Source organism: Tepidimonas fonticaldi (assembly GCF_007556755.1).
Classification (GTDB): Bacteria; Pseudomonadota; Gammaproteobacteria; order Burkholderiales; family Burkholderiaceae_C; genus Tepidimonas; species Tepidimonas fonticaldi.
The window spans coordinates 38,370-63,855 of record NZ_VJOO01000017.1; the positions used below are offsets into that span (position 1 = coordinate 38,370).

At 71.1% G+C, this 25,486-nt stretch carries 24 protein-coding genes; 12 read left to right on the top strand and 12 right to left on the bottom strand.

What is annotated here, in order from left to right; genetic code table 11:
• The first annotated feature begins 6 nt into the window (after window positions 1-6).
• The 5 genes from Tfont_RS09290 to Tfont_RS09310 are packed head-to-tail and all read left to right on the top strand — an operon-like array spanning window position 7 to window position 5,930.
• Window positions 7-1,017: a S49 family peptidase gene (locus tag Tfont_RS09290; protein ID WP_260682336.1), complete on the top strand. Its 1,011-nt coding sequence runs from the start codon at window positions 7-9 to the stop codon at window positions 1,015-1,017.
• Complete coding sequence (locus Tfont_RS09295) at window positions 1,014-2,252, top strand: FAD-dependent monooxygenase (RefSeq protein WP_143969242.1); 1,239 nt, start codon at window positions 1,014-1,016, stop codon at window positions 2,250-2,252. The genes Tfont_RS09290 and Tfont_RS09295 overlap by 4 nt, the downstream gene beginning before the upstream one ends.
• Window positions 2,253-2,294: 42 nt before the next feature.
• Complete coding sequence (locus Tfont_RS09300) at window positions 2,295-3,338, top strand: Bug family tripartite tricarboxylate transporter substrate binding protein (RefSeq protein WP_260682337.1); 1,044 nt, start codon at window positions 2,295-2,297, stop codon at window positions 3,336-3,338.
• A gap of 1 nt (window position 3,339) precedes the next feature.
• A complete protein-coding gene (locus Tfont_RS09305; protein ID WP_143969222.1) occupies window positions 3,340-4,968 on the top strand; it encodes a thymidine phosphorylase family protein in 1,629 nt (542 codons plus the stop codon).
• Between the two features lie 5 nt (window positions 4,969-4,973).
• Complete coding sequence (locus Tfont_RS09310) at window positions 4,974-5,930, top strand: ribose-phosphate diphosphokinase (RefSeq protein WP_143969223.1); 957 nt, start codon at window positions 4,974-4,976, stop codon at window positions 5,928-5,930.
• On the opposite strand, the gene kynA is transcribed toward Tfont_RS09310, so the two are convergent.
• The 4 genes from kynA to Tfont_RS09330 all read right to left on the bottom strand — a co-directional run bounded on the left by kynA (window position 5,864) and on the right by Tfont_RS09330 (window position 10,378).
• A complete protein-coding gene (gene kynA, locus Tfont_RS09315) occupies window positions 5,864-6,715 on the bottom strand; it encodes a tryptophan 2,3-dioxygenase (protein WP_143969224.1) in 852 nt (283 codons plus the stop codon). The two genes, Tfont_RS09310 and kynA, sit on opposite strands and share 67 nt — an antisense overlap.
• Before the next feature lie 23 nt (window positions 6,716-6,738).
• Window positions 6,739-8,037 (bottom strand): kynureninase, encoded by a 1,299-nt coding sequence (kynU, locus tag Tfont_RS09320; RefSeq protein ID WP_143969225.1) that lies wholly within the window; start codon window positions 8,035-8,037, stop codon window positions 6,739-6,741.
• Between the two features lie 44 nt (window positions 8,038-8,081).
• Complete coding sequence (gene kynB / locus Tfont_RS09325; protein ID WP_143969226.1) at window positions 8,082-8,750, bottom strand: arylformamidase; 669 nt, start codon at window positions 8,748-8,750, stop codon at window positions 8,082-8,084.
• Between the two features lie 92 nt (window positions 8,751-8,842).
• Window positions 8,843-10,378, bottom strand: a complete 1,536-nt coding sequence (locus Tfont_RS09330; RefSeq protein ID WP_185974510.1) for a potassium/proton antiporter — start codon at window positions 10,376-10,378, stop codon at window positions 8,843-8,845.
• 30 nt (window positions 10,379-10,408) lie between these two features.
• On the opposite strand from Tfont_RS09330, the gene msrA reads away from it, so the two are divergent.
• Both msrA and Tfont_RS09340 read left to right on the top strand, forming a co-directional pair.
• Window positions 10,409-10,954: a peptide-methionine (S)-S-oxide reductase MsrA gene (msrA, locus tag Tfont_RS09335; protein WP_143969227.1), complete on the top strand. Its 546-nt coding sequence runs from the start codon at window positions 10,409-10,411 to the stop codon at window positions 10,952-10,954.
• 86 nt (window positions 10,955-11,040) lie between these two features.
• On the top strand, window positions 11,041-12,003 hold the full coding sequence (locus tag Tfont_RS09340; protein ID WP_143969228.1) for an AEC family transporter: 963 nt from the start codon (window positions 11,041-11,043) through the stop codon (window positions 12,001-12,003).
• Here Tfont_RS09340 and Tfont_RS09345 read toward each other — a convergent pair.
• Window positions 11,993-12,469, bottom strand: a complete 477-nt coding sequence (locus Tfont_RS09345) for a TM2 domain-containing protein (RefSeq protein WP_068610408.1) — start codon at window positions 12,467-12,469, stop codon at window positions 11,993-11,995. The genes Tfont_RS09340 and Tfont_RS09345 overlap by 11 nt on opposite strands.
• Before the next feature lie 82 nt (window positions 12,470-12,551).
• Complete coding sequence (locus Tfont_RS09350; protein WP_143969229.1) at window positions 12,552-13,085, bottom strand: GNAT family N-acetyltransferase; 534 nt, start codon at window positions 13,083-13,085, stop codon at window positions 12,552-12,554.
• 111 nt (window positions 13,086-13,196) lie between these two features.
• Between Tfont_RS09350 and rpsP the strand changes: the two genes are divergently transcribed.
• From rpsP to rplS, 4 genes are all read left to right on the top strand, one after another.
• Window positions 13,197-13,466 (top strand): 30S ribosomal protein S16, encoded by a 270-nt coding sequence (gene rpsP / locus Tfont_RS09355; RefSeq protein WP_068610404.1) that lies wholly within the window; start codon window positions 13,197-13,199, stop codon window positions 13,464-13,466.
• Window positions 13,467-13,479: 13 nt separating this feature from the next.
• Window positions 13,480-14,073 carry a ribosome maturation factor RimM gene (gene rimM / locus Tfont_RS09360; protein WP_143969230.1) on the top strand — a complete coding sequence of 198 codons (594 nt, stop codon included), beginning with the start codon at window positions 13,480-13,482 and terminating at the stop codon, window positions 14,071-14,073.
• A 19-nt stretch (window positions 14,074-14,092) separates the two neighbouring features.
• Window positions 14,093-14,899 (top strand): tRNA (guanosine(37)-N1)-methyltransferase TrmD, encoded by an 807-nt coding sequence (gene trmD, locus Tfont_RS09365; protein WP_068610400.1) that lies wholly within the window; start codon window positions 14,093-14,095, stop codon window positions 14,897-14,899.
• A gap of 97 nt (window positions 14,900-14,996) precedes the next feature.
• Window positions 14,997-15,353, top strand: coding sequence for a 50S ribosomal protein L19 (rplS, locus tag Tfont_RS09370; protein ID WP_068610670.1), 357 nt, complete (start codon window positions 14,997-14,999; stop codon window positions 15,351-15,353).
• A gap of 107 nt (window positions 15,354-15,460) precedes the next feature.
• Here rplS and Tfont_RS09375 read toward each other — a convergent pair whose 3' ends face one another.
• The gene (locus tag Tfont_RS09375) at window positions 15,461-17,224 is read right to left on the bottom strand and encodes a SulP family inorganic anion transporter (RefSeq protein WP_143969231.1); all 1,764 of its coding nucleotides are present in this window, start codon (window positions 17,222-17,224) and stop codon (window positions 15,461-15,463) included.
• A 30-nt stretch (window positions 17,225-17,254) separates the two neighbouring features.
• Window positions 17,255-20,446 (bottom strand): sensor domain-containing protein, encoded by a 3,192-nt coding sequence (locus tag Tfont_RS09380; RefSeq protein ID WP_185974511.1) that lies wholly within the window; start codon window positions 20,444-20,446, stop codon window positions 17,255-17,257.
• Window positions 20,447-20,602: 156 nt separating this feature from the next.
• Here Tfont_RS09380 and Tfont_RS09385 point away from each other — a divergent pair, with 156 nt between their 5' ends.
• Window positions 20,603-21,955: a DUF3422 family protein gene (locus Tfont_RS09385; protein WP_260682338.1), complete on the top strand. Its 1,353-nt coding sequence runs from the start codon at window positions 20,603-20,605 to the stop codon at window positions 21,953-21,955.
• Window positions 21,956-22,009: 54 nt separating this feature from the next.
• Here the strand turns inward: Tfont_RS09385 and Tfont_RS09390 are convergent, their stop codons facing one another.
• From Tfont_RS09390 to ftsY, 4 genes are all read right to left on the bottom strand, one after another.
• Window positions 22,010-22,633, bottom strand: a complete 624-nt coding sequence (locus Tfont_RS09390; RefSeq protein WP_260682339.1) for a c-type cytochrome — start codon at window positions 22,631-22,633, stop codon at window positions 22,010-22,012.
• A gap of 128 nt (window positions 22,634-22,761) precedes the next feature.
• Complete coding sequence (locus Tfont_RS09395) at window positions 22,762-24,045, bottom strand: NAD(P)/FAD-dependent oxidoreductase (RefSeq protein WP_143969234.1); 1,284 nt, start codon at window positions 24,043-24,045, stop codon at window positions 22,762-22,764.
• A 20-nt stretch (window positions 24,046-24,065) separates the two neighbouring features.
• Window positions 24,066-24,368, bottom strand: a complete 303-nt coding sequence (locus Tfont_RS09400) for a c-type cytochrome (protein WP_143969235.1) — start codon at window positions 24,366-24,368, stop codon at window positions 24,066-24,068.
• Window positions 24,369-24,541: 173 nt separating this feature from the next.
• Window positions 24,542-25,486 (bottom strand): signal recognition particle-docking protein FtsY (ftsY, locus tag Tfont_RS09405; RefSeq protein WP_390612411.1); only part of this gene is annotated, 945 nt, incomplete at its 5' end.

The window sequence follows — 25,486 nt, forward strand, 5'->3', positions numbered from 1 at the left end:
GCCATGATGCCATCCGAATCCCCGCCACCCGCGCAAGCGGGCGCCTCCGACGCCGCGCCGTCGTCTGCCCCGCAGGCCGATCCCGTCGGCCCCGGGTGGGAGCGGGCGCTGCTGGAGAAGCTGGCCTTCGCGGCCCTGCAGGAACAGCGGGCCGCCCGGCGTTGGCGCAACGTCTGGCGGCTGGTCTGGTTGCTGGCGTTCGGGGCCGTGGCGTGGCTGCTGTACCGTGACGTGGTGCCGCCCACGCCCACCACCACCCCGCACACGGCGCTGATCGAGCTGCGCGGCGAGATCGGGGCGGACACCGAGGCCAGCGCCAGCAACATCGTGTCGGCGCTGCGTTCCGCGTTCGAAGATCCGGGTGCGCAGGCCGTCGTGCTGTTGATCGACTCGCCCGGCGGCAGCCCGGTGCAGGCCGGCATCATCAATGACGAGATCTGGCGCCTGAAGGCACAGCACGACAAGCCCGTCTATGCCGTGGTGGAGGAGACCTGCGCCTCGGCCGCCTACTATGTGGCTGCGGCGGCGGACCGCATCTATGTGGACAAGGCCAGTCTGGTGGGCAGCATCGGTGTGCTGATGGACGGCTTTGGCTTCACCGGGTTGATGGAGCGCCTGGGGGTGGAGCGGCGGCTGCTCACCGCGGGCGAGAACAAGGGCTTTCTGGACCCGTTCAGCCCGCAGACGGCGCGCCACCGGGCCCATGCGCAGCAGATGCTCGACGACATCCACCGGCAGTTCATCGACGTGGTGCGCAAGGGCCGGGGCGAGCACCTGAAGGAGACCGAGGACACCTTCAGCGGTCTGGTGTGGACCGGCCAGCGCGCGGTCGAAATGGGGCTGGCCGACGACTTTGGCAACCTGGATTACGTGGCGCGCGAAGTCGTCAAGGCCGAAGACATCGTCGACTACACCCAGCGCGAGAGCGTGGCGGAGCGGCTGGCGCGGCGGTTTGGCGCCGGCGCGGCCGAGAGCGCGTGGCGCGCGGCGCGCGGGGCGTGGCCGGCGTGGCGATGAGGCCGGGGGCAGCACCGGGCCGCATCCTCGTCGTCGGCGGCGGCATGGCCGGGCTGGGGGTGGCGCTGGCCTGCGCCCAGGCGCGGCCCGACAGCGACATTGCCCTGCTGGAGCGGGCGCCGACCTTTTCGGAGGTGGGCGCGGGCATCCAGCTCGGCCCCAACGCGGTGCGGGTGCTGCATGACTGGGGCCTGCGCGAGCCGCTGGCGGCCGTGGCCGCCTTTCCGCAGCGGCTGCGCGTGCGCGCCGCGCACGGCGGCGACGAGCTGGGCGAACTGGCGCTGGGCGAACGCGCCCGCCAGCGGTATGGCGAGCCCTATGCCACCATCCACCGTGCCGATCTGCACGGCCTGCTGCTGGCGGCGCTGCAGGACACGACGGGCGTCGCCCTGCACAACGGCGAGGCGGTGGTGGCGTATGCCGAGCGGGCCGACGGCGTGGAGGTGCGCACCGCCGCCGAACGCCGCTGGACGGCGGACGTGTTGCTCGCGGCCGATGGGGTCTGGAGCCCGACCCGCCAGCACCTGCTGGGGGATGGCCGGCCGGTCTTCAGCGGCCATCTGGCGTACCGCGGGCTGGTGCGCATGGCCGATCTGCCCGCGCGTCTGCGTGCGTCCGAGGTCGTCGCCTGGCTAGGGCCGCGTCTGCACGGCGTGCATTACCCGGTGCGCACGGGGCAGTGGCTCAATGTGGTGATGGTGGTCGAGGGGCCGCTGCCCCCCACGGATGCCGAGGGCTGGGACCACGAGGCCCACGCCGTGCACCTGCGGGCCGCGCTGGGGCCGGTGCACGCCGATCTGGAAGCGGTGCTGCACGCCGTCCTCCACTGGCGCCTGTGGCCGCTGCATGCGCGCGAGCCGATGCGCGGACCCCACGAGCATGCGCGCGGCCGCGTGGCGCTGCTCGGCGATGCGGCGCATCCGATGCGTCCCTATCTGGCGCAGGGGGCGGCGATGGCCCTGGAGGATGCCTGGGCGCTGGGCCGGCTGCTGCGCGCGCAGCCACCGGGGCAGGTGGATTGGCCCGGTTGGCTGGCGCAATGGGCCCAGGGGCGCTGGGCGCGCAATGCCCGGGTGCAGGCGCGCTCGCGCCGCAACGGGGTGGTGTTCCATGCCCGCGGGCTCGTGCGTTGGGGACGCGACCGGGCCATGGCCCTGCTGGGCGAGCGGCTGCTGGATCAGCCGTGGCTCTATGATGGACCGCCCGATCCGCTCGCGCCTCGGGGGGCGTCCTGACGCCCGTGCCCGAGGGGCCAACGTCGATCCTGATCGCTTTGCATGAAGCCTGCACCCCGCTCCCCCCGCATGGCGCTGGATCCGGCGCCCGCCGGGCCGTCGCTGCTGCGCCGCCGCCTGCTCCAGGGGGCGGCCTGGGCGGCGGGGGGGCTGCTGCCGTCCGGCTGGGCCATGCCAGCGCCACCCCCGCCCCGGTGGCCGGTGCGCCCGGTGCGCTTACTGGTCGGTTTTCCGCAAGGGTCGTCGCCGGACGAGATCGCGCGCATCGTCGTCGAGCCGCTGTCGGCCGTGCTGGGCCAGCCGGTCCAGGTGGAAAACCGCCCGGGCTCCGGCGGGCAGGTCGCGGCCACCGCCGTGGCCCGCGCGGAGGACGACCACACCGTGGGCCTGATGCCCAGCGGGCATCTGACCGTGGCGCGCCTCATGCAGCCGGCACTCGGCTACGACCCCCTGACCGATTTGCAGCCGGTGTCGCTGGTCGCGACCGCGCCGCTGGTGTTGTGCATCTCGCCCCAGCTCGAGGTGCGGGGGAATGCCGCGTTGCGCGCCGTGCGCACCGCGGGCATGGCCTGGCAGTACGGCAGCCCGGGCGCGGGCACGCCGTTCCATCTGGGCATGGAAATGCTCAAGGCCGCGGCCGGCTGGCAGGCGCTGCATGTGCCCTATCCCGGCAATCCACAGGTGATCAACGCGCTGTTGCAGGGCGATGTGCAACTGGCGCTGCTGCCCCCGTCGCTGACCGTGCCGCACTGGCGCGCCGCCAAGCTGCCGGCCGTGGCGTTGACCTCTGCCACCCGCAGCGCGTTGCTGCCCGGGGTGCCCACGCTGGCCGAGCGGGGTGTGCGGGGCTTCGACTTCGAGCACTGGTACGCCATCGCCGCCCCGCGGGGCCTGGCCGGCGCGCACGTCGATCGGCTGGCGCAGGCCGTGGGCCGGGTTTTGCGCGACATTCGCATTCGGCAGCGGTTGCAGGCGCAGGGCTGGCAGGCGACGGGGTCAACCCCCGCGGCCTTGGCGCGGCGCATGGCCCGCGACGTTGACCGCTTGCGCCCGCTGATCGAGCGCCAGCACATCCGGACCCCGTGACATGGATGCCGTAACCCCCACCCCCGCCGCCTCGTCCCCGCCGGGCCTGAAACTTTCGCCCTGCCCGCCGGTGGAGCACGGCGCCGACGGCCGCGTGCCGCTGAAGCTGCGCCGCGTGGCCATCGACACCTGGCGCGAGAACGTCGCCTACCTGCACCGCGACTGCGACCTCTACCGCGCCGAGGGCTTCCAGGCGCTCAACAAGGTGGAGGTGCGCGCCAACGGCCGCAAGGTGCTGGCCACGCTCAACGTGACGCTGGATCCGCGCATCGTCAAGTGCGACGAGATCGGCCTGTCGATGGAGGCGTTCGCGCAGCTCGGCGTCGAGCCGGGCCACCCGGCCACCATCGAGCAGGCCGAGCCGCCGGCCTCGATCGCCGCGCTGCACCGCAAGATCGGTGGCGAGCGCCTGACGCGCGAGGAGTTCCACGCCATCGCGCGCGACATCGCCGAGCACCGCTACTCCAAGATCGAGCTGTCGGCCTTCGTCGTCGCCACCCACGCCAGCGAGCTGGACCGCGAGGAGGTCTACTTCCTCACCGAGGGCATGATCGCCGCCGGCCAGCGGCTGGACTGGCGCGAGCGGCTGGTGGTGGACAAGCACTGCATCGGCGGCATCCCCGGCAACCGTACCTCGATGCTGGTGGTGCCGATCGTCGCCGCGCACGGGCTGGTGTGCCCCAAGACCTCCTCGCGCGCGATCACCTCGCCCGCGGGCACCGCCGACACGATGGAGGTGCTGGCCGAGGTGGAGCTGCCGATCGAGCGGCTGCAGGAGATCGTGCGCGCGCACCGCGCCTGTCTGGCGTGGGGCGGCACGGCGCAGCTGTCGCCGGCCGACGACGTGCTGATCGCGGTGGAGCGGCCGCTGTCGCTGGATTCGCCGGCGCAGATGGTGGCCTCGATCCTGAGCAAGAAGGTGGCCGCCGGCTCCAACCACCTGGTGCTGGACATCCCGGTCGGGCCGACCGCCAAGGTGCGCTCGATGCCCGAGGCGCAGCGGCTGCGGCGGCTGTTCGAGTACGTGGCGCGGCGGCTGGGCATCTCGATCGACGTCGTCATCACCGACGGGCGCCAGCCGATCGGGCAGGGCATCGGCCCGGTGCTGGAGGCGCGCGACGTCATGCGCGTGCTGCAGAACCATCCGCTGGCGCCGATCGACCTGCGCCAGAAGGCGCTGCGGCTGGCCGGCCGGCTGCTGGAGTGCGACCCCGACATCCGCGGCGGCGACGGCTACGGCATCGCGCGCGACATCCTCGACTCCGGCCGCGCGCTGGAGAAGATGATGGCGCTGATCGAGGCGCAGGGCGCGCGTGGCTTCGACCCCGAGCGAGCGCCGCTGGCGCGCCACCGCTTCGAGGTCACCGCGCCGCGCGACGGCGTCGTCACCGGCATCGACAACCTGCAGATCGCGCGCATCGCGCGGCTGGCCGGCGCGCCCAAGGTGGCCGGCGCCGGGGTGGACCTGATGCGCAAGCTCGGCGAGCCGGTGCGTGCCGGCGACGTGCTCTACCACGTCTACGCCGAGTACCCGGCCGACGTCGAGTTCGCGCGCGAGGCCAGCGCGCGCGCCAGCGGCTACACCATCGGCGCGCCGCACGAGGTGCCGCAGGTCTACGTGGAGTTCTGAGCGCCATGCCGCTGCTGCTCGCCTTCGACGACGAGGCCGCGCCGGCGCAGCGGCTGCTCGCGGCGCTCAACACCGCCGCCGCGGGCGCCACGGAGCCGTGGACGCTGGCGTTCGTGCAGCGCCACCGCTTTCCGGACGGCGAGTGGCGGCTGCGCCTGCCGCCCGAGCTGCCGGCGGAGGTGGCGCTGTACCGCAGCCTGCACCAGCCGAACGAGAAGTTGGTCGAGCTGCTGCTGGCCGCCCCGGCCGCGCGCGAGCTGGGCGCGCGGCGGCTGTGGCTGGTGGCGCCGTACCTGGCCTACATGCGGCAGGACGCCGCCTTCAGCCCCGGCGAGGTGGTCAGTCAGCGCCACGTCGGGCGCTGGCTGGCGGCGGCGTTCGACGGGCTGATCACCGTCGATCCGCACCTGCACCGGGTGGCCACGCTCGCCGAGGCGGTGCCGGTGGCCGAGGCGCACGCGCTCAGCGCCGCGCCGCTGCTCGGCGCGCTGGCGGCGCAGCGCCGCCCCGGCGCGCTCCTGCTCGGGCCGGACGAGGAATCCGCCCAGTGGGTGCGCCAGGCCGCCGACGCCGCGGGGCTGCCGGCGGCGGTGGCGCGCAAGGTGCGCCGCGGCGACCGCGAGGTCGAGGTCGAGCTGCCGGCGCTGGACGTGCGCGGCCGCGCCGTCGTCATTCTGGACGACATGGCCAGCACCGGCCGCACCGTGGCGCGCGCCGCGGCCGCCCTGCGCGCGGCCGGCGCCGCCTCGGTGGACGTGGCGGTCACGCACGCGCTGTTCGTTGGCGATGCGCTGGCCGCGATGCAGGCCGCCGACGTCGGCGAGGTCTGGAGCACCGACAGCGTGCCGCACGCCAGCAACGCGGTGGCGCTGGCGCCGCTGCTGGCCGCGGCGCTTCAGAGGTCGGTGCGCAGCTTCCAGATTTCGGGGAACAGCACCACGTCCAGCATCTTGCGCAAATAGCCCACGCCGCTGGTGCCCCCGGTGCCGCGCTTGAAGCCGATGACCCGCTCCACGGTCGTCAGGTGCCGAAAGCGCCACAGTCGGAATGCGTCCTCCAGGTCGGTCAGCTCCTCGCCCAGTTGGTACAGGTCCCAGTGGTGCGACGGATCGCGGTAGACCTGCAGCCACGCGGCCTCCACGGCGTCGCTGGCCTCGTAGGGCCGGGTCCAGTCCCGCTCGCAGTGGCTGGCGGGCACGGGCAGGCCGCGCCGCCCCAGCAGACGCAGCGACTCGTCGTACAGCGACGGGGCTTCGTAGGCGGCTTGCACCTGCGCCAGCAGATCCGGCCGGTGTTCGTGCGGGCGCAGCATCGCGGCATTCTTGTTGCCCAGCGAAAACTCGATGCAGCGGTACTGATAGCTCTGAAAACCGCTGGACTGCGCCAGATAGGGGCGGATCGCGCTGTACTCCGGCGGGGTCATGGTGGCCAGCACATCCCAGGCGTGTACGAGCTGCTCCATGATGCGGCTGACGCGCGCCAGCATCTTGAACGCCTCCGGCAGCCGGTCCGTGGCGATCGCCGTCTTGGCCGCCCCCAGCTCGTGCAGCATCAGCTTCATCCACAACTCGCTGGTCTGATGCTGGATGATGAACAGCATCTCGTTGTGGTCGGGCGACCGGGGCTTTTGCGCGTTCAGAATCGCGTCGAGCTGCAGATAGTCGCCATAGGTCATCGCATCGCGGTAATCCAGCCGGGCCTGTTCGGCATGGACGATGGACTCGGGGGTGGGGTCGGGGGTCGTCATGGTGGCGGATCCGTGGGGCGGGGTCAGGTCACGGCCTGGGTGCGCTGGAAGGCCGGGTCGCGCCAGGCTTGCGTCTGCAGCACATCGCGCAGGTGCTCGACGGCGTGCCAGACGTCTTCGAACCCCAGGTACAGGGGCGTGAAGCCAAAGCGCAGAATGTCCGGCTGCCACGCGTCACCGGCGCGGAAGTCGCCGATCACCCCGCGCGCGATCAGCGCCTGCACGATGGCGTAGGCCCCTTCGGCCCGGGTCAGGCAGACCTGCGAGCCGCGCCGCTGCGGCTCGCGCGGCGTGACCAGCGTCAGCCCGTGCCCGGCGCAGCGCGACTCCACCAGTGTGATGAACAGGTCGGTCAGCGCCAGCGACTTGCGCCGCAGCGCCGCCATGCCCCCCAGCGGTTCGGCAGCCAGGACGGTGCGCACCCCCACCTCCAGCGCCGACAGGCTGATGATGGGCTGCGTGCCGCACAGCAGCCGCTGCACCCCCGGCGCCGGTTGGAAATCGGGCGCGAAGGCAAAAGGCGCCGCATGCCCCCACCAGCCGGCCAGCGTCGACCAGTCGTCCGGGCCCAAGGCCGCGCTCAGGCGCGGATGCACCCACGCGAACGCCGGCGCGCCCGGCCCGCCGTTGAGGTATTTGTAGCCGCAGCCCACGGCAAAGTCGGCCTGCGCCGCGTTCAGGTCCACCGGCACCGCGCCCGCGCTGTGCGCCAGGTCCCACACCATCAGCGCGCCGGCGGCGTGCGCGGCGGCCGTCACCGCGGCCATGTCGTGCATCGCGCCGGTGCGGTAGTTCACATGCGTCAGCATCACGATGCCGACGTCCGGCCCCAGCGCGGCGGGCAGCGCCGTCTGCGGGTCGCCATCGATCAGCCGCAGGGTCCAGCCGCGATCGCGGCACAGCGCCTCGGCCACATACAGGTCGGTGGGGAAGTTGCTGCGCTCGCTGACCAACACGCGCCGGCCGTCGCCGCGCCGGTGTTGCAGATGCATGGCCAGGCTCAAGACCTTGAACAGGTTGATCGAGGTGCTGTCCGTGGCCATCGTTTCGCCGGGGCCGGCGCCGATCAGGCGGCCGATCAGGTCACCCACCCGCTGCGGCAGGGTGAACCAGCCGGCCGTGTTCCAGCTGCGGATCAGCCCCTGGCCCCATTCGTCCGTCACGACGGCCTGCACGCGGGCGGCGGTCTCGCGCGGCAGGACACCGAGGGAGTTGCCGTCCAGGTAAATGACGCCGGGCGGCAGATCGAACTGGTCGCGCAAGGGGCGCAGCGGGTCGGCCGCATCCAGCGCGCGGCAGTCGTCGAGGGTGGGGCAGGGCATGGGACGATCCTTTGGGAAGCGTCGGCGTGCGCATGTCCGACGGGTCAGGCCAGGGCGCGCAGCACGGCCCGCACCGGGCTGGCGTCGGCGCGCATCCACTTCAGAGGCAGGGCAATCAGCTCGTAGTCGCCTTCGGGCACGTCGTCCAGGCACAGGTTTTCCAGCACGCGCAGGCCGCGCCGGCGCAGCACCTGGTGCGCCTCCAGCGTCTTGCTGTCGGCCGGGTCCACGCTGGCGCTGTCCGTGCCTACCAGGCACACGCCGCGGTCGGCCAGGCGTTCCAACAGCGCCGGGTCCATGCCCGGCAGCGCGTCGTCGAAGGCGTCGCGCGGCATCCGCGCATAGGTGCGCACCAGCAGCCGCGGCGGCCAGGGGGCGTCATCCGGCAGGGCGTGGGCCACATGCGCCCAGGTCACCAGCGGCCTGCAGCCAATGGCATGCACCACCCGGCACGGGCCCAGGTACGGGGTCAGATCCACGGCCCCGATGGGCGCACCGTCGGGAGCGTAGTGCAACGGCGCATCCGCATGGGCGCCGATGTGCGGCGTGGTCGTGACCGCGCTGACATTGACCGGGCAGCCCGGCCCGATGGTGGCCACCCACCGCTGCTGGTAGGGCGTGTCGCCGGGGAAGACGGGCGCATCGGCGTCCACCGGGGGCGAGATGTCCCACAGGCGGCGCGCGGCAGTCGGATCGGACGGGGCAATCGGCATGGGCGCGAAGGTAGCACCGCCCGAAAACCCGTGGTGTCGGTTTTTTGCGACAGTCGGAAAATATTTCAGATGTCAAGCAAAAGCAGGACTCGTCAGGGCGTCGCGTCCCGCCCGCCCTCGCCGCCCTCGCTGCCCTCGCTGCCCGCATCCCCCGTTTCTTCCAGGCGGATGCCGATGCGCTCGATCGTGCCGCCTTGCACGCGGCGCACGCTCAGCTCGGCTGGCCCCCAGCGCCGTTGATCGCCTTCGACCGGGGCATGCTCGCAGGTGCGGCCAAACCACTCGCCCACGGTGAGCTGTTCGTCCTCCACCATCGGCCAGCCGTAGAAACGGCACAGGGCCGCCATGGGGGTGTTCGCCGGCACCTCGAAATCGCCGTACACCTGCCGGGCGGCGACCGGATCGTCGCGGTCCGGCAGCGCGACGCCGGTGCGCCGCGCGGCCCAGGGCAGGGTGGCGCCCTGCAGCAGCAGCGACGCCAGCACCACCACGAAGGCGATGTTGAAGAAGGTCTTGGCCCCGTCCACCCCCGCCATCACGGGGAACACCGCCAGCACGATGGGCACCGCCCCGCGCAGGCCAACCCAGGCGATGAACGCCACCTCCCGCGGGGGAAAGCGAAAGGGCAGCAGGCACAGCCACACGGCCAGCGGCCGGGCCACCAGCATCAGCACCGCCGCGACGCCCAGCGCTGGCAGCAGGGTGCGCAGCGCCTCGGTCGGGGTGACCAGCAGGCCCAGCAGCAGGAACATACCCGCCTGCGCCATCCAGGCGTAGCCATCCATGGCCTGCAGCGCCGGCGCCACCGAGCCGCGGGCGCGGTTGCCCACCACCAGCCCGAAGATGTAGACCGCGAGGAACCCCGAACCGCCGACCCAGGTCGTCAACGCAAACACCGCCATCCCCGCCGACAGCAGCAGCAGTGCGCGCACGCCGCTGCCGGGCCGGGTGAGCCGGGCCAGCAGCCGCAGACCGTCCGCCAGCGCCCAGCCCAGGCCACCGCCCAGCATCAGACCCCAGCCAAACTGCTGCACCAGCGCCAGCAGCGGCGCCCAGCCCAGGCGGGCGGCCCCGGTGTCCGGCGTCATGGCCAGCCCGATCAGCGCCAGGGTTAGAAACACGGCCATCGGGTCGTTCAGACCCGACTCGATTTCCAGTGTCGAGGCCACGCGCTCGTTGAGCCGCACCCCCGACGTCTGCAGCAGCGCGAACACGGCCGCGGCGTCCGTGGAGCCGACGATGGCGCCCAGCAGCAGCGCGAGTCGCCAGTCCAGGTCGAGCAGCAGCCAGGCCCCCAGACCGGTCAGCGCGGCGCTGACGGCCACGCCGGCCGTGGCCAGCAGCAGCGACGGGCGCAGACCCGTGCGAAATGTCGCGTAGCGCGTGCGCAGCCCCCCATCCAGCAGGATGACGGCCAGCGCCACGTTGCCCACCCAAAACGCCAGCCGAAAATCCTCGAACACCACGCCGCCGGGCCCGTTCTCCCCCAGCAGCATGCCCGCGACCAGAAACACCAGCAAGAACGAAAAGCCCAGCCGCGCCGAAAACAGCCCGGCCACCAGGCTCAACAGCAACAGGGCCGAGGCCGTCAACAGCGGCAGGGCCAAAAAATCCAGCGATAGAGTCATAGTATCCGCGACCGTAGCAGAATCTGCGCCATGACGACGGAGACTTTGGTCCTGGCCGGTGGGTGTTTTTGGTGCACCGAGGCCGTGTTCGAGCAGGTGCGCGGCGTGCTGGACGTGGAATCCGGCTACAGCAACGGACAGGCCGAGCGGCCGACGTACGAGGACGTCTGCACCGGCGCCACCGGCTGCGCCGAGGTCGTCAAGCTGGTCTACGACCCCGCGGTGATCGGCGTGCGCGATCTGCTCACCATCTTTTTTGCTACCCACGACCCCACCACCCTCAACCGGCAGGGCGCTGACGTCGGCACGCAATACCGCAGCGGCATCTACTGGACCACGCCCGAGCAGGCGGACGCGGCCCGGGCGCTGATCGCCGAGCTGCAGGCGCAGCGCGCCTTCGGCGCCCCCATCGTGACCGAGGTGGAGCCGTTGCGCCACTACTGGCCGGCCGAAGCCGAGCACCAGGACTTCTTCGCGCGCCATCCCTTTCATGGCTACTGCCTGGCCGTGGCCGCGCCCAAGGTGGCCAAGCTGCGCCGCGCGTTTGCCCAGCACCTCAAGCCCGACCGGGCCTGACCGCGCTCATTGGGCGCGATTGGGCCCCGCCGGCGGGGTCGCGCAGGCGCCAGCCGCCGGCGCGCGCGCTCACTACACTGGGGGGCGTGAGCGTTGCCGACCATCCCGTCTTTCAGTCCCTGGCCCCCGTCTTCCTGCTGATCGCCGCGGGCGTGGTCGCGGGCCGGCGTGGCTGGGTCGGAGCGGCGGCCGTCAAGGATTTGTCCAACCTGGTCTTCCTGCTGCTCATCCCGGCACTGCTGTTTCGCACCATGGCCCAGGTCCGGCTGGAGACGCTGGACTGGCGCCCCGTGGCGGCCTATTTCAGCGCCACGCTCCCTTGGTTTGCCCTGCAGATCGCGTGGCATGGGTTCCACCCCCGCGGTATCGTGCTCGCGCTGGGCGGGACGTTTTCCAATCTGGTCATGATCGGCATCGCCCTGATCGGCCTGGCCTACGGGCAGGCAGGCGTGGTCACGCTGCTGACGCTGATCGCCGTGCACGCCCTCATCCTGTTGACGATCGCCTCGGTGGCCCTGGAGCTGGCCGATGCCCGCAGCCGCGCGCAGGGCGGGCCGATGCCGCCCGGGCGGCTGTGGCGCACGGCCCTGTCGGCAGTGCGCGGATCGGTCATCCACCCCATCCCCTTGCCGATTGCCTGTGGGCTGTTGTGGGGGCTGTCGGGGGCGACCTTGCCTGCCGTGGTGGACAAGCCCTTGCATCTGCTCGGTCAGGCCTTCGGGCCGTTGGCCCTGGTGCTGGTGGGCGTGAGCCTGGCCCGCACGCCCTGGCGCGGCCACTGGCGCGAGGCGCTGTCCGTCGCCCTGGCCAAAAACCTGGTCATGCCGGTGCTGGTCGCCGCCTCTGCGTGGTTGTGGGGGCTGCGCGGCTTGCCGTTGACGGTGCTGGTGGTCGCCGCCGGCGTGCCCATTGGCGCCAATGTCTTTTTGTTCGCGCAGCGCTACCGCGTGGCGCAGACCGAGGTGACCGCCGCCACGGGGCTGTCCACCGCGCTGGGGATGCTCACCTTGAGTGGCTGGATGCTGGTGATGGCTCAGCTCACTGGCTGATGCGCAGGCCTTCCTCGATCTGGTACTCGAAGTAGCGCTGGAAGCTGAACGCCAGACCCGCCATCAACGCGGTGGCGCCTACCATCAGCGACAGCACCACGGCGATGACGGTCAGCCAGTTCGTGTCGCCGGCGCGGGCGTCGGCCGGCCCGGCCGGGTTGTGGCGCGCATTCCAGCGCTGCGGCGGCTGCAGCGCATACACGATGGCCGTCAGACACGCGGCCACCAGGCCGATACCCAGGAAGGGCAGCAGCACCCACGACAGTTGGTCGTCCTGCCCGTAGGTCAGCACGCGATCCACCCCCCACAGCCCCAGTGCGGTTGGGATGGCGTGGGCCCAGCCCCACACATCGCCGAATCCGTGCAGATAAAACCGGTGCCAGCCAAAGCCCCCGCCCACCAGGGCGAGCCAGGCGGCGACGGTTTTGTTGCGGGGGCGGGGGGCGGGACGGGTGTCGGCAACCATGGGGCGGCGTTTGCGCAAGACGGCGATGCGGGGTGGGAGCCGGGACCGATGGCACCGGTTCCCGCGGGGGAGGGGCAGGGCGTCAGCCCTCGGTGGGCGGAGTGCGGTCGCCCCAGCCCAGGGACTTTTCCATCAGCACGATGTCGAGCCAGCGGCCGAACTTCCAGCCGCAGGAGCGCACCACACCCACCCGCTCGAAGCCCAGGGCGGTGTGCAGCCCGATGGAGCCGGTGTTGGCCGAGTCGCCGATCACCGCCATCACCTTGCGGATGCCCCGCGCCTCGAGCTGCGCCAGCAATTCGGCCAGCAGCGCGCGGCCCAGCCCCCGGCCCACGGCATCGTGCGCGACGTAGATCGAGTCCTCCACCGAAAAGCGGTACGCCGGCCGCGGCTTGAACCAGTTGCCATAGGCAAAGCCCACCACCTCGCCCTGCAGCTCGGCAACCAGCCAGGGCAAGCCCTTGGCCAGCACGTCGGCGCGGCGGGCGCCCATGTCGGCGGTGCTGGGGGGATCGGTCTCGAACGTTCCCGTGCCGTGCAGCACATGGTGACCGTAGATGCGGGCGATGGCGGGCAGGTCGTTCTCGTGGCTCGGGCGGATCAGGGGGGTGTTCACGGGTCGCTGGCTATAATGGCGGGTTTGCAACGTTTCGCTGGCCGGGTGGCCAGTCGTCGTGTCTCAGGCGTTGCCTCCACCGTCTCGTCGAACAGTTCGCAAGGATAAACCATGGTCGTGATCCGACTCGCCCGTGGCGGCTCGAAGGCCCGCCCGTTCTACCACATCGTCGTCGCCGACAAGCGCAGCCGCCGCGACGGCCGCTTCATCGAGCGCATCGGCTTTTACAACCCCATCGCCCGCGGCAACGACGTGCCGCTCAACATCGCCCAGGACCGCCTGACCTACTGGCTCGGCGTCGGCGCGCAGCCGTCCGAGACCGTCGCCCGCCTGATCAAGCAGGCCCCCAAGGTCGTGCCGGCCGAGGCCGCCGCGGCCTGATCCCGCCCGTCGCATGGCCGAGTCTTTGCCCTGGCAGGTGGCCGAGCTGCCCGCCGATGCGGTCGAGATCGGCCATGTGCAAGAGGCCTGGGGTGTGCGCGGCTGGGTCCGCGTACACGGCCTGAGCCAAAGCGGCGACGCCTTGCTGCATGCGCGCCGCTGGTATTTGCAGCCCCCTTTGGCCAGCCGCTCGCCGCGAGCACGCGCCTTCGATGCCTTCCAGGGCACCGTCGCGGTGACGGTGGCCGAAGCGCGCTGGCACGGCGACGCCGTGGTGGCGCATTTCGACGGGGTCGATGACCGCGGACTGGCCGAGCGCCTGCGCGGCGCCCGCATCCACATCGCGCGGGCCGACTTCCCGCCCACCGACGATCCCGACGAGTTCTATTGGGTCGATCTGATCGGCCTGTCGGTGGTCAACCGCGAGGGGGTCGTCCTGGGTGTCGTCGAAGACCTGCTGCCCACGGGGCCGCACGCCGTGCTGTGCCTGCGCGACGGCACCGGCGAGCAGGCGGTCGAGCGCCTCATCCCCTTCGTGAGCGCCTATGTGGACGCGGTGGATCTGGCCGCGCGCCGCATCACCGTGGATTGGCAGCCCGATTACTGACCGCGGCCGCGCGGGCGCCATGCGCTTCGACGTCATCACCCTGTTCCCCGAGCTGATCGAGCCCTACCTGTCGGTCGGTGTGGTGCGCCGCGCCTTCACCGGGGCGGTGCAGGTGCGGCTGTGGCCCTTGCGCGATTTTGCCGACGGCCACTACCGGCGTGTGGACGACCGCCCGTTTGGCGGTGGGCCGGGCATGGTGATGCTGGCCGAGCCGCTGTACCGCTGCTGGCAGGCCATCCGCCTCGACCGCGGGCTGCCCGCGTGTCGCCCGCCGGGCGCGGCCGTGGATGTGCCGACCGTGCTGTTCTCGCCCGCGGGCGAGCGCTTGTCCCACGACGTGGTGGCCCGCTATGCGCAGCCGGCCGCACCCGGTGCGATCCTGCTGTGCGGCCGCTACGAGGGGGTGGACCAGCGCTTCGTCGATGCGTGTGTGGATGCGCAGATCAGCCTGGGCGACTTCGTCCTGTCGGGCGGCGAGATCGCGGCCGTGGCGCTGCTGGACGCGGTGGCGCGGCTGCAGCCCGGGGTGCTGGGCGATCAGGCCAGCGCCGAGCAGGACAGCTTCAACCCCGTCGTGGACGGCCTGCTCGATTGCCCGCATTACACCCGGCCGGAGGTCTGGCAGGGCCCGGCGGGGCCGATGACCGTGCCGCCCGTGTTGCTCTCCGGCCACCATGCCCAGATCGAGGCGTGGCGCCGCGCCCAGCGGGTGCAGGCGACGGCGCGCTGGCGGCCGGACGTGCTGGCGCGCGCGCGTGCCGAGGGGCGGCTGAGGCCCGCCGACGAGCAAGCGCTGCGCGAAGCAGGTTACAATAATAGGCTTTGATCCTCTGTCCGGCTTCGGGGTACGGCCCTGGGCGGGGCCGGCGCAAGGGCGCGGCTCCGTGCAACATCGCAGCGCGGTCATGATCGTGGATGTGACCATGAACCTGATCCAGATCCTCGAGCAGGAAGAAATTGCTCGCCTGAACAAGAACATCCCCGCCTTCGCGCCCGGCGACACGGTGATCGTCAACGTCAACGTGATCGAAGGCAACAAGAAGCGCGTCCAGGCCTACGAAGGTGTCGTGATCGCCAAGCGCAACCGGGGCCTGAACTCCAGCTTCATCGTGCGCAAGATCTCCAACGGCGAAGGCGTCGAGCGGACCTTCCCGCTGTACAGCCCGCTGATCGCCAGCATCGAGGTCAAGCGCCGCGGCGATGTGCGCCGTGCCAAGCTCTACTACCTGCGCGGCCGCACCGGCAAGTCCGCCCGCATCAAGGAGAAGCTGGGCGCGTAAGCGTCCCATCCCGGGTCGGACCCGGTTCCCCGTCCACCCCGCCCGGTCGGCACGACCCGGCGGGGTTGTCTTTTGGGCGGATACTTTGTGCGGGTGCCCCGTGCCGGTCAATCGGGGGTGACGCTGCGGGGGCTGCTGGGAGCGAGCGTTTCGATGGCCTGGTGGTGGCTCAGGAACACCTGGCCGCTCAGCCAGGCGGGCAGCCCGGCGCGCTGCAGCCGGTCCATCACCGGGCCCTTGACCTCGGACAGGTGCAGCCGGATGCCGGCCTGCGCCAGCCGCTCCTGGATGGTCTGCAGGCTTTCGAGTGCACTGGCGTCGATGTCGTTGATCGCCGAGCACTGCAGTACGACGTCGCGCACGGCGGGGTGCGCGGCGACTTGCGCCGCCACATAATCCTCCAGAAAACGCGCGTTGGCAAAGGTCAGGCTCTCGTCCACCCGCAAGCCGAGCACGTGTGGCACGGTCTCCACCGCGTGGCGTTCGACGTTGCGGAAGTGTTCCGTCCCCGGAATGCGGCCCACCACCGCGATGTGGGGCCGGCTGTTGCGGTACAGCAGCAGGGCGATCGACGCCAGCACACCGGTTGCCAGACCGGCCTCCACCCCGACGGTGAGGGTGAGCGCGGCGGTCAGGGCCATGGCCGCAAAGTCGCTGCGCGAATAGCGCCAGATGCGCGCGAAGGCCGGCAGATCCACCAGGGTCAGCACGGCGACCATGATCGTGGCGGCCAGTGCGGCCTGGGGCAAGTGGTGCAGTGCTGGCGTCAAAAAGGCCGCCACGCCCGCCAGCCCGACGGCGGTGTACAGGCCCGCGGCGGGGGTGCGGGCCCCCGCCTCGAAGTTGACGACCGACCGCGCGAACCCACCCGTGACCGGAAATCCACCGCTGACGGCGGCGGCCAGATTGCCGGCGCCCAGCGCGCGCAGCTCCGCGTCGGGGTCGATGCGCTCGCGGCGCCGCGCGGCCAGCGACTGACCGACCGATACCGATTCCACGAACCCCACGATGGCCAGCAGGAAGGCCGGCAGCAGCAGCGGCTCCAGCCCGGCCCAGCCAGCATCCCCGAGGCCGGGCCAGGTGAAGGTGGGCAGCCCCGCCGGGACCGCGCCGACCACCCGCACCCCGTGGGATGCCGCGTCGGCCGCCGCACACACGGCGGTCACCGCTGCCAAAATGGCGACCGGCGCGGCCTTGGTGGCCATGTCGGCGGCGGTGGCGGACCACCCGAGGCGGCGCAGGCCCGGCCGCAAACCCCGCCGCGCGGCGAGCAAGACCGCCAGCGTGCCCGCGCCAATCAGCAGGGTGGGCCCGTGCGTCCCACCCACGGTGTGCCAGCCCTGCGCCAGTAGCGCGGGCAGGGTCGTCCCGTTCAGGGGCACGCCCAGCAGGTGCTTGAGTTGGCTGGCGGCAATCAGGATGCCGGAGGCCGAAACGAAACCGTGCAGCACCGGATGGCTGAGAAAGTGGGCCAGAACACCCAGCCGCAACACGCCCAGCAGCAGCGAGATCGCGCCGCTGAGGGCCGCCAGCCACCAGACGGCCCAGCCATAGGTGGGCGTGCCCTCGGGGGCCAGCGCCCCGGCAGCGGCGGCCGTCATCAGGGACGTCACTGCGGCCGGACCCACCGCCAGGGCCGAACTGGTGCCAAGCACCGCATACACGACCAGGGGCAGGATGCTGGCGTACAGCCCGGCCTCGGGCGGCATGCCCGCGAGCTGGGCGTAGGCCAGGCTCTGCGGCACCAGCATCAGCGTCACCACCGCGGCCGCCACCCCGTCCGCCGTGGCGTGGTCGCGCCGGTAGTGGCGCACCCACCGCAGCATGGGCAGCCAGGTGTGCCAGGGGGAGGGGGGTATCGGCGCGCTCATGCGCCGATCGTAGCGCGGGCGGAGGGGGGATTAAGCCGCCGCGGCGTGCGTGGGCTGCTCGCCATCGTCAAGGACGATGACGGGTGGCTCGGACCGTGCGGATTGCGCGGCATCCACCGCGCACAGCCGGTCCAGCAGCCGATGCAGCGCACCGAGCAGCGTGCCATGGGCTTGGAGGATGGCCGGGTCCTGTTGCGGGTCGGTATCCGGCGCGTACTCCCACCACCGTCGCGCGGCTGCATGAAAGGCCTCGTGCGCCCGCTGCAGCGCCGCGTACTCGGGCCAATGGCGCGCAGGGGCCGGCAGCGACTCGGCCAGCAGCGTCTGCAGAGGGCAGTCGCCGGAGGGGGGCGGCGTCACCCGCCGCGTCGCCAGCCCCGTGAGCACGGCCCGGTGTTCCACCTCCAGCCGCGCCAGCATCCGCGACCAGGGCGAATGCACGAGCGTGCGCCAGCGCATCCAAGAGGCCGGCGGCTGCCAGGCCGCGGCCCAGTCGGCCCATTGATCGGCAGGCATGGGCCGCGCGATGCCGTAGCCCTGCGCCGACTGCGCGCCCAGCCGCAGCAGCAGCTCGCCGTGGTGCAGCGTCTCGACGCCTTCGGCGACCACGCGCAGGCCGAACGCCTGCCCCAGCGCGACCACGCCTTCGATGATGCGCAGATCGCTGGGGTCGTCGAACATGTCGCGCACGAAGGATTGATCGATCTTGACCACGCTGGCGGGCAGCCGCTTGAGGTAGGCGAGCGACGAGTAGCCCGTGCCGAAGTCGTCGATCGCCACGGCGACGCCCAGCGTGCGGCAGCGCTCGAGCAGGCGCTCCAGCTCGGCGATGCCGTCCAGCGCGCTGGATTCGACGATTTCCAGCTCCAGCCGGCTCGGGTCCACCTGCGGATGGCGCGCCAGGCGCTGGGCCAGCCGGTCCGCAAAGGCCGGATCGCGCAACTGGCGCGCGGCGATGTTGACGGACAGCGTCCAGCCCGACTGTCCCGCGTCGTGCCAGCGCTGGAGCTGGCGCATGGCCTCGTCCAGCACCCAGTCGCCCAGCGCGATCATGGTGTCGTCGTGCTCGATCGCGGGCAGGAAGGCGGCCGGCGCCAGCAATCCCCGCTGCGGATGCTGCCAGCGCAGCAGGGCCTCGGCCCCCTCGATGGCGCCATCGACCAGGCGGACTTGCGGTTGCAGGTACAGGCGGAACTCGCCCTCGCAGGCCAGGGCGCGCCGCACATCGGCCATACGCTCGGCGTGGGCTGCCGCGGCCCGGTCTTCCTGCGGGTCGAACAGATACCAGCGGTTTTTGCCGTCGCGCTTGGCGCGGTACAGGGCCTGATCGGCATGGCGCAGCAGCACCTCGGCATCGGCGCCGTCGTCCGGGTACAGCGTGACGCCGATGCTGGTGCTCAACTGCACGAGTGTCCCGTCGCATTCGATGGGCTCGGCGCTCGCCCCGAGCAGCCGGTCGATGACGGCGGTCCAACGCTCGCTGTCGTCCAGGTCGCACAGCACGGCGACGAATTCGTCGCCCCCCACCCGCGCCAGCGTATCGCCCTCGCGCAGCGCCCCTTGCAATCGCTGGGCCACGAGGCGCAGAATCCAGTCGCCCTGGCGGTGGCCGTGGGAGTCGTTGACGTATTTGAAGCCGTCCAGATCGAGATACGCCACCACCACCCGCCGCTGGTGGCGCCGGGCGCTGGCGATGGCCAGGTCCAGCCGGTCGGCCAGCAGCACACGGTTGGGCAGCCCCGTGAGCAGGTCGTAATAGGCCTGCCGCTCCAGGGCGTTTTGCTGCGCTTTGAGCTCGGTGATGTCCTGCGCGACGGCGACATAGCGGATGATCTGCCCGCGGTCGTCGCGCACGGCCGAAATCGCCTCCACCACCGGGAACTCCGTGCCGTCGCGGCGCCGCCACCAGGCCTCGCCCCGCCAGCGGCCTTCCCGCAGCAAAACGCGGCGCAGCCGGTGCCAGTCGGGCATCCCGTGCCGGTCCGCTGGCCGCCACGGCAGGTTGGCGCGGCCGATCAGCTCGTCCCGCGTATAGCCGCTCATCTGCAGCATGGCGGCGTTGGCGTCCAGGACGGCACCGCGTTCGTCGGTGACGACGATGGCCTCGCCGGCATCGTTGAACACGCTCGCCGCAATGGCGCGCGACTGCTCCAGCGCGACCTCGTCGCTCACATCGCGCAAAATGCCGGCCATCACGGTGGCGCGTCCCGTGGCGGGGTCGCGCGCCACGACGCGGCCCCACGCCTGCAACCAAATCCAGCGCCCATCGCGGTGCTGCAGGCGAAAGCGCAGATCGGCTGCGTCGCTCTGGCCCTTCAGGTGGGCCTGCAGGGCGCTTTGGGCCTGCGCGGCGTCTTTGGGGTGCACCCACTGCAGCCAGGTCGCGGTCGGGATACTGTGCTGGCCGTGCTCGTCCAGCCCGATCAACCGGCGCAGCCGCGGGCACGGGGTGATGGTGCCATGCACCAGGTCCCAGCGCAGCCGCCCCAGCCGTGCGCCCTGCAAGGTGTCCTCGAGCTCGTCGGCCAGATCCCGCGCACGGCGCGCGCTGCGCCGCAGCAGCACCAGCGCCACGGCCAGGGCGACGATGGCGGCCACCGCGCCGGCCAGCGCCCAGGCGAGCGTATGGGCCCGCTCGGTCTGCGCGCGCACCGCTTCTTCGGTGCGCTCGGCCACCAGGGCTTCCAGCCGGTTCTGGTAGCGTTGCAGCTCCTGCTGCAGCGTGACGCTGCGGCTCTCGGGCAACAGCACCGACAGCAGCAGCGTGCGGCCGTCGATCGTCATCGGGGCGCTGTGGACCTCGACCGTGACGATCCGCCCCGACGCGAGCCGGTGCGGAAACAGGTAGTAGCCCCGACCCTCGCGGCGCGCCCGCTCCATTTCGGCGCGGATATCGGCCTCCGGCAACTGGTTGATCTGGCGGATGTTCATGCCGCCGGGGGAGCGCAAGGCCGGGTAGCCGTAGAACGCCGCCGCCGCCGCGTTGGCATCGACGATGGTGCCATCCGCCGGATCGACCAGCCACATGGGCACGGTGTGCTGTTGCAGCAGGCTCGGCAAGGTTTGCGCCGACACCGGCCACGCCAGCCCCAGCCATGCGATCGCCACCGCCAGGGCGGCACCGCGCCAGCCGAACGCGGCCGAGCGCCTCGGCGTCGGGGGGCGCCCCCTCCCTAGGGCGACGACGGCGCAGCCCAGCTGCGACAAGGCCGTGGATCGCAAGCGCATATTCCCTGAAAGCGGACCGGCGTGGGGCAGACCACGGGGGTGACGATCGCGGCAGTATCCACCAGATCGCCGCGCGTGGCGATACCGTTCGGGCGTCGTCGCGCGCCATTTGGCACAAAACCCACACCTTGCATGGCGCCCCGCTGTGCTATGTTCACGCCTATGATGGACGCCGATGCCGCGGGGGGTATCCCCGCCACACTCCCCGCCGAAGATCCGCGCCGCCGCGTGCTGCACGACGAGGTGCATGCCCGCCCGCCCGCGCGCATCCGCATGCCCGCGCTCGTGGTCTACGTTGCCGTCGTGCACGACGGGGTGGATCGGGGGCAGGAACTGGCCCACCTGCGACGCCTGCCAGGACAGGAAGGTCTGACCGAGGCCGACCTGCAAGGCAATTTTCGGCGCTTGCGCTGCCCCCCGGGATTCACCGTTAAGTGGGAGCGGCACACCGAGTTCACTCGGTACTCGCTGGTGCAGCCGCTGCCGCCAGAGGTGGGGCTGGACGCCTCCGAGCCCGAACTGCTGCCCCATCTGATGGTGTCGCCAGAATGGCTGGCGGGGATCCCCGGGCGCACCATTTGCGCGATCAAGCTGGCGATGGTCACCGGCGATCTGTCGGAGCCGGCGGCCGTGCTGGCGCGCGCGCGCCACTGGTTTGGCGATCAGCCGGTAGTGGCATCGCTGTTGGGCCAGCAGGGGCATTCGATGGTGGTGACGGATTTTCGCTTGCGCCCCTCTGGATTCGAGCGGATGCTGGTCGTGGCCCCGCCCGGCACCAGCGAGACGCGCGCGGGTCGCATCTCGGCCCGGCTGCTGGAGTTTGAGACCTACCGCATGATGGCGCTGCTGGGCTTGCCCGTGGCCAAGGCGCTGGGCGGGCCGCTGGCCGACGCCGAGCGTCGCCTGGCGCGCCTGACCGCGGACATGGAGGCCAAAGCCAGCTCCGACCAGGTGTTGCTGGACGATCTGGTGGGTCTGGCCGCGGGCATCGAGCGCGCCATCGCCGAAAACGGCTACCGCTTTGCCGCCACCCGGGCGTATGACCGCATCGTGTCGCAGCGCATCGCGGAGCTGCGCGAGCGCGCCATTCCCGGCACCCAGACCATCAGCGAATTCATGCAACGCCGGCTGGCGCCGGCGATCGCCACCGTCGCCTCCACCGAGCAGCGGCTGGTCGCGCTCTCCGAGCGCATCGCCCGCACCAGCGCCTTGTTGCGCACCCAGGTGGACATTGCCCGCGAGGAGCAAAACCGCCAGTTGCTCGAGAAGCTGACCCGCGGACAGGAACTGCAACTGCAACTCCAGACCACGGTGGAGGGGTTGTCGATCGCGGCGATCTCGTACTACGTGATCAGCCTGGTGCTGTACGGGGCCAAGGCCCTGAAATCGGCGGGCCTCCCCTTGCACCCGGAACTGACCGCCGGCGCGTTGATGCCCGTGGTGCTGTGGGGCGTGTGGCGCATGACGCGGCGCATCCACGCCCGGCTGCGCGGTCAGCCCTGATCGCGGGCCGTTCGACCCCCGCACGCGTGAGCGCCCACCGCTGCCGGGGCGGCCTTACTTGGTGCTGAGGTACTCCGCCACCGCGGCCATTTCCAGCTCGGTCATCTTCTCGGCGACGGTGTGCATCACGACGTTGTCGTTGGTGCGCTGGCGTTTGTTGAATTGCTTGAGCTGGGTGAACAGGTAGCCCGAGAACTGCCCCGCCAGCCGCGGCAGGTTGGTCGCCCCGTGGGCGTCCGGGCCGTGGCAGCTGGCGCAGGCCGGCACGCCGCTGAACTTGTTGCCGTTTTGGTACAGGTAAGCACCCACCGCCGCCAAGCCCGTGTCCTTGACGTTTTCGCGCTGGGCGGGCAGTTTTTCGTAATAGCGGCCCAGGGCCACCATCTCGTCGTCGGTCAGCTTGGCCACCATCTCGGCCATGGCCGTGCTCTTGCGCTCACCGCTTTTGAAAGCCTTGAGCTGCTTGACGATGTACTCGGTGTGCTGTCCGGCCAGGCGCGGGAAGATTTCGCTGGTGGATTCGCCCTGATCGCCGTGACACATCGCGCACACGCCGTTGGCAATCTTGCGCGCGCGGGCCTCGTCGGCCTGGGCGAGTGCGCCCGTGGTGACGGCGAGCAGACCGGCCGCCAGGGCCAGGGTGCGCATCGGAACGATCGAGCGGGAGGAGCGTGTCATGGCGCGGGGGATTCGATCCAGGGAATGCGGATGCAGCGAGCGTTGAGCGTGTCGTGACCGTCTGGTGGCCGCGGTAGCGGCCGCGCGTGCCGGGAATGTTCCCCCCGGCGCGCGCGGCCGATCCGTCGTCAGGCCAGCATGTCCGCCCAGATGTTGCGCGCCCAGGCGAGCGCGTAGCGGCCTTCCAGTTCGCTGGCGCGCGCCGACAAACCACCGGAGCCGGGCACCGGCAGCATGGTCTTCTTCTCGGGGTCGTAGCGGTGCACGCTGGCGACGTGCACCACGTCCTCGTCGGTGACGAAGCTGTAGCAGGTGTTGGCGTACAGCGGCGTGGCCGGCGGCTCCTTGCCCATCAGCAGGTTGACGATGGCCGCCGCACAGGTCTTGCCATGCTGGTTGGCCATGTGGCCGGACTTGGGCATGGCCGGCGCGATCTGGATCGCGTCACCCAACACGTGCACATTCTTGACGGCCTTGGACTCGAAGGTCAGGAAGTCCACGTCGCACCAGCGTTTGTTGGCCGTGGCCAGCCCCGCCTGTGCCGCGATGTCGCCCGCGCGCATGTTGGGTAGGACGTTGAGCACATCCCCCTTGAAGTCGTCGTTGAACTCGAACTTCAGGGTGTTGGTCGCCGCATCGACGTCCACCACGCGGTGCTTGGGGCGGTACTCCAAAATGCCCTTGTAGTGCTCGTCCCAGGCCTTTTTGAACAGGGCCGGCTTGGAGGTGACGTCGTCGTTGGCGTCGAAGACGATGACCTTGCTCTTGGGCTTGGCCTTCTTGAAGTAGTGCGCGACGATGCAGGCGCGCTCGTAGGGGCCGGGCGGGCAGCGGTACGGCATCAGCGGGATGGACAGCGCGTACACGCCGCCATCGGGCATGGCTTCGAGCTGCTTGCGCAACGCGACCGTCTGCGGGCCGGCCTTCCACGCGTGCAGCACTTTATCCTGGGCACCGGGCTTGGCCATGCCGGGCAGCGTTTCCCACATGAAGTCGATACCCGGCGAGACGATCAGGCGGTCGTAGCTCAGCTCGCTGCCCCCGGCCAGTTTGACCACGCGCTTGTCCGGGTCGATGGCCGTCGCGCGGTCGCGCACGATGCGCACGCCGTGCCGCTGTTCCAGGTTGTCGTACGGCACCGTGATGTCGGACATCTGCTTGACGCCGCCGATGACCAGGTTGGAGATGGGGCACGAGACGAAGCTGGCGTTGGGTTCGACCAGCGTGACCCGCACCTTGCCCTCGGAGAACATGCGCAGGTATTTGGCCGCGGTCGCGCCGCCGTAGCCGCCGCCGATGACGACGACGTGCGGCCCGCTGCTGCCACCGGGGGTGGCGCAACCGCTGAGGAGACCGAGCGAGCCGAGCGCGGAGCCGGCCGCGACGCTGTGGACGAATTGACGACGTTGCATGGTGGGTTCCTCTGCTGGGCTCATTGCTTTTTCTGGGCCGCGAAATAGGCCGAGATGGCCCGCAGCTCGTCATCGGTGTAGCCCTTGGCGAGCTGGTGCATCAGCGTGGCGGGCTTGCGGCCGTTCTTGAAGTCGAGCAGCTTTTGCAGTATCTCGTCCTTGTCCTTGCCGGCCAGCGCCTCCATGCCGGGTTGCGCGTGGCCGTTGGTGCCGTGGCAGTTGGCACAGGCCGCTGCCCAGACCTTGACCTGGTCCACCTGCGCCTGCGCCAGCGTGGCCGCGCCCAGCAGACCCGCTGCCAGGATGTGTTGGTACGCCTTCATGGTTGTGCTTCTCCTCTGGGGGTGATTCGGCAAACGTGCCGTGACGGGATCGTTGTGTATCATGACGTGCTGATATAAGCAATCCGAAGAAATTCTAGGGACGGACCCGACGCCAAGCTTACCGCGTCCCCCCGCCGCGTGCACCGGGTCAACCCGAATGCCACCGCGGCGGGTCAGCTCAGCAGCGCGGTGGCAAACTCGCGGGCGTCGAAGGGTTGCAAATCTTCCAGCTTTTCGCCGATGCCGATGAAGTAGACCGGCAGCTCGCGCCCCTGCTCGCGCGCCCACATGGCGATGGCGGCCAGCACGCCGCCCTTGGCGGTGCCGTCGAGTTTGGTGACGATCAGGCCGGTGAGTTGGAGCGCCGCGTCGAAGGCCTTGACCTGCGCCAGAGCATTCTGGCCGGTGTTGCCGTCGATGACCAGCAGCACTTCGTGCGGAGCGGTGGCCTCGGCCTTTTGCACCACGCGCTTGATCTTGCGCAGCTCTTCCATCAGGTGCAACTGGGTAGGCAGCCGGCCCGCGGTATCGACGATTACCACGTCCTTGCCGCGCGCGCGGCCCGCGGTCACCGCGTCGAAGGCCACCGCGGCCGGATCGCCGCCGTCCTGGCTGACGATGTCCACCCCGTTGCGCTGGGCCCACACGCCAAGCTGCTCGCGCGCCGCGGCGCGAAAGGTGTCGGCCGCCGCCAGCAGGACGGTCGCACCGTGGTGGGCCAGGTGCCAGGTCAGCTTGCCGATGGTGGTGGTCTTGCCCGCGCCGTTGACGCCGGCCACCATCCACACGGTCGGGCCGTCGGGCTGGGCGCCGACCGCCAGCGGCTTTTGCAGCGGACGCAGCCAGTCGGTGATGGCGTCCGCCAGCAGCGCGCGCACCTGCTGCGGGTCGGTCGCGCGCTCGGCCTTGACGCGGCGGCGCAGATCGTCGAGCAGGTGGGTGGTGGCCTGGGCCCCGGTGTCGGCCATCAGCAGCGCGGTCTCCAGCTCCTCGTACAAGGCGTCGTCGATGCGGGTGCCGGTAAAGACGGCGGTGAGGCTGCTGCCCGTTTTGCGCAGGCCGGCGGACAGTCGGCCCAGCCAGCCCTGCCGCGTGGGGCTCGGGGCCGGGGCGTCGGG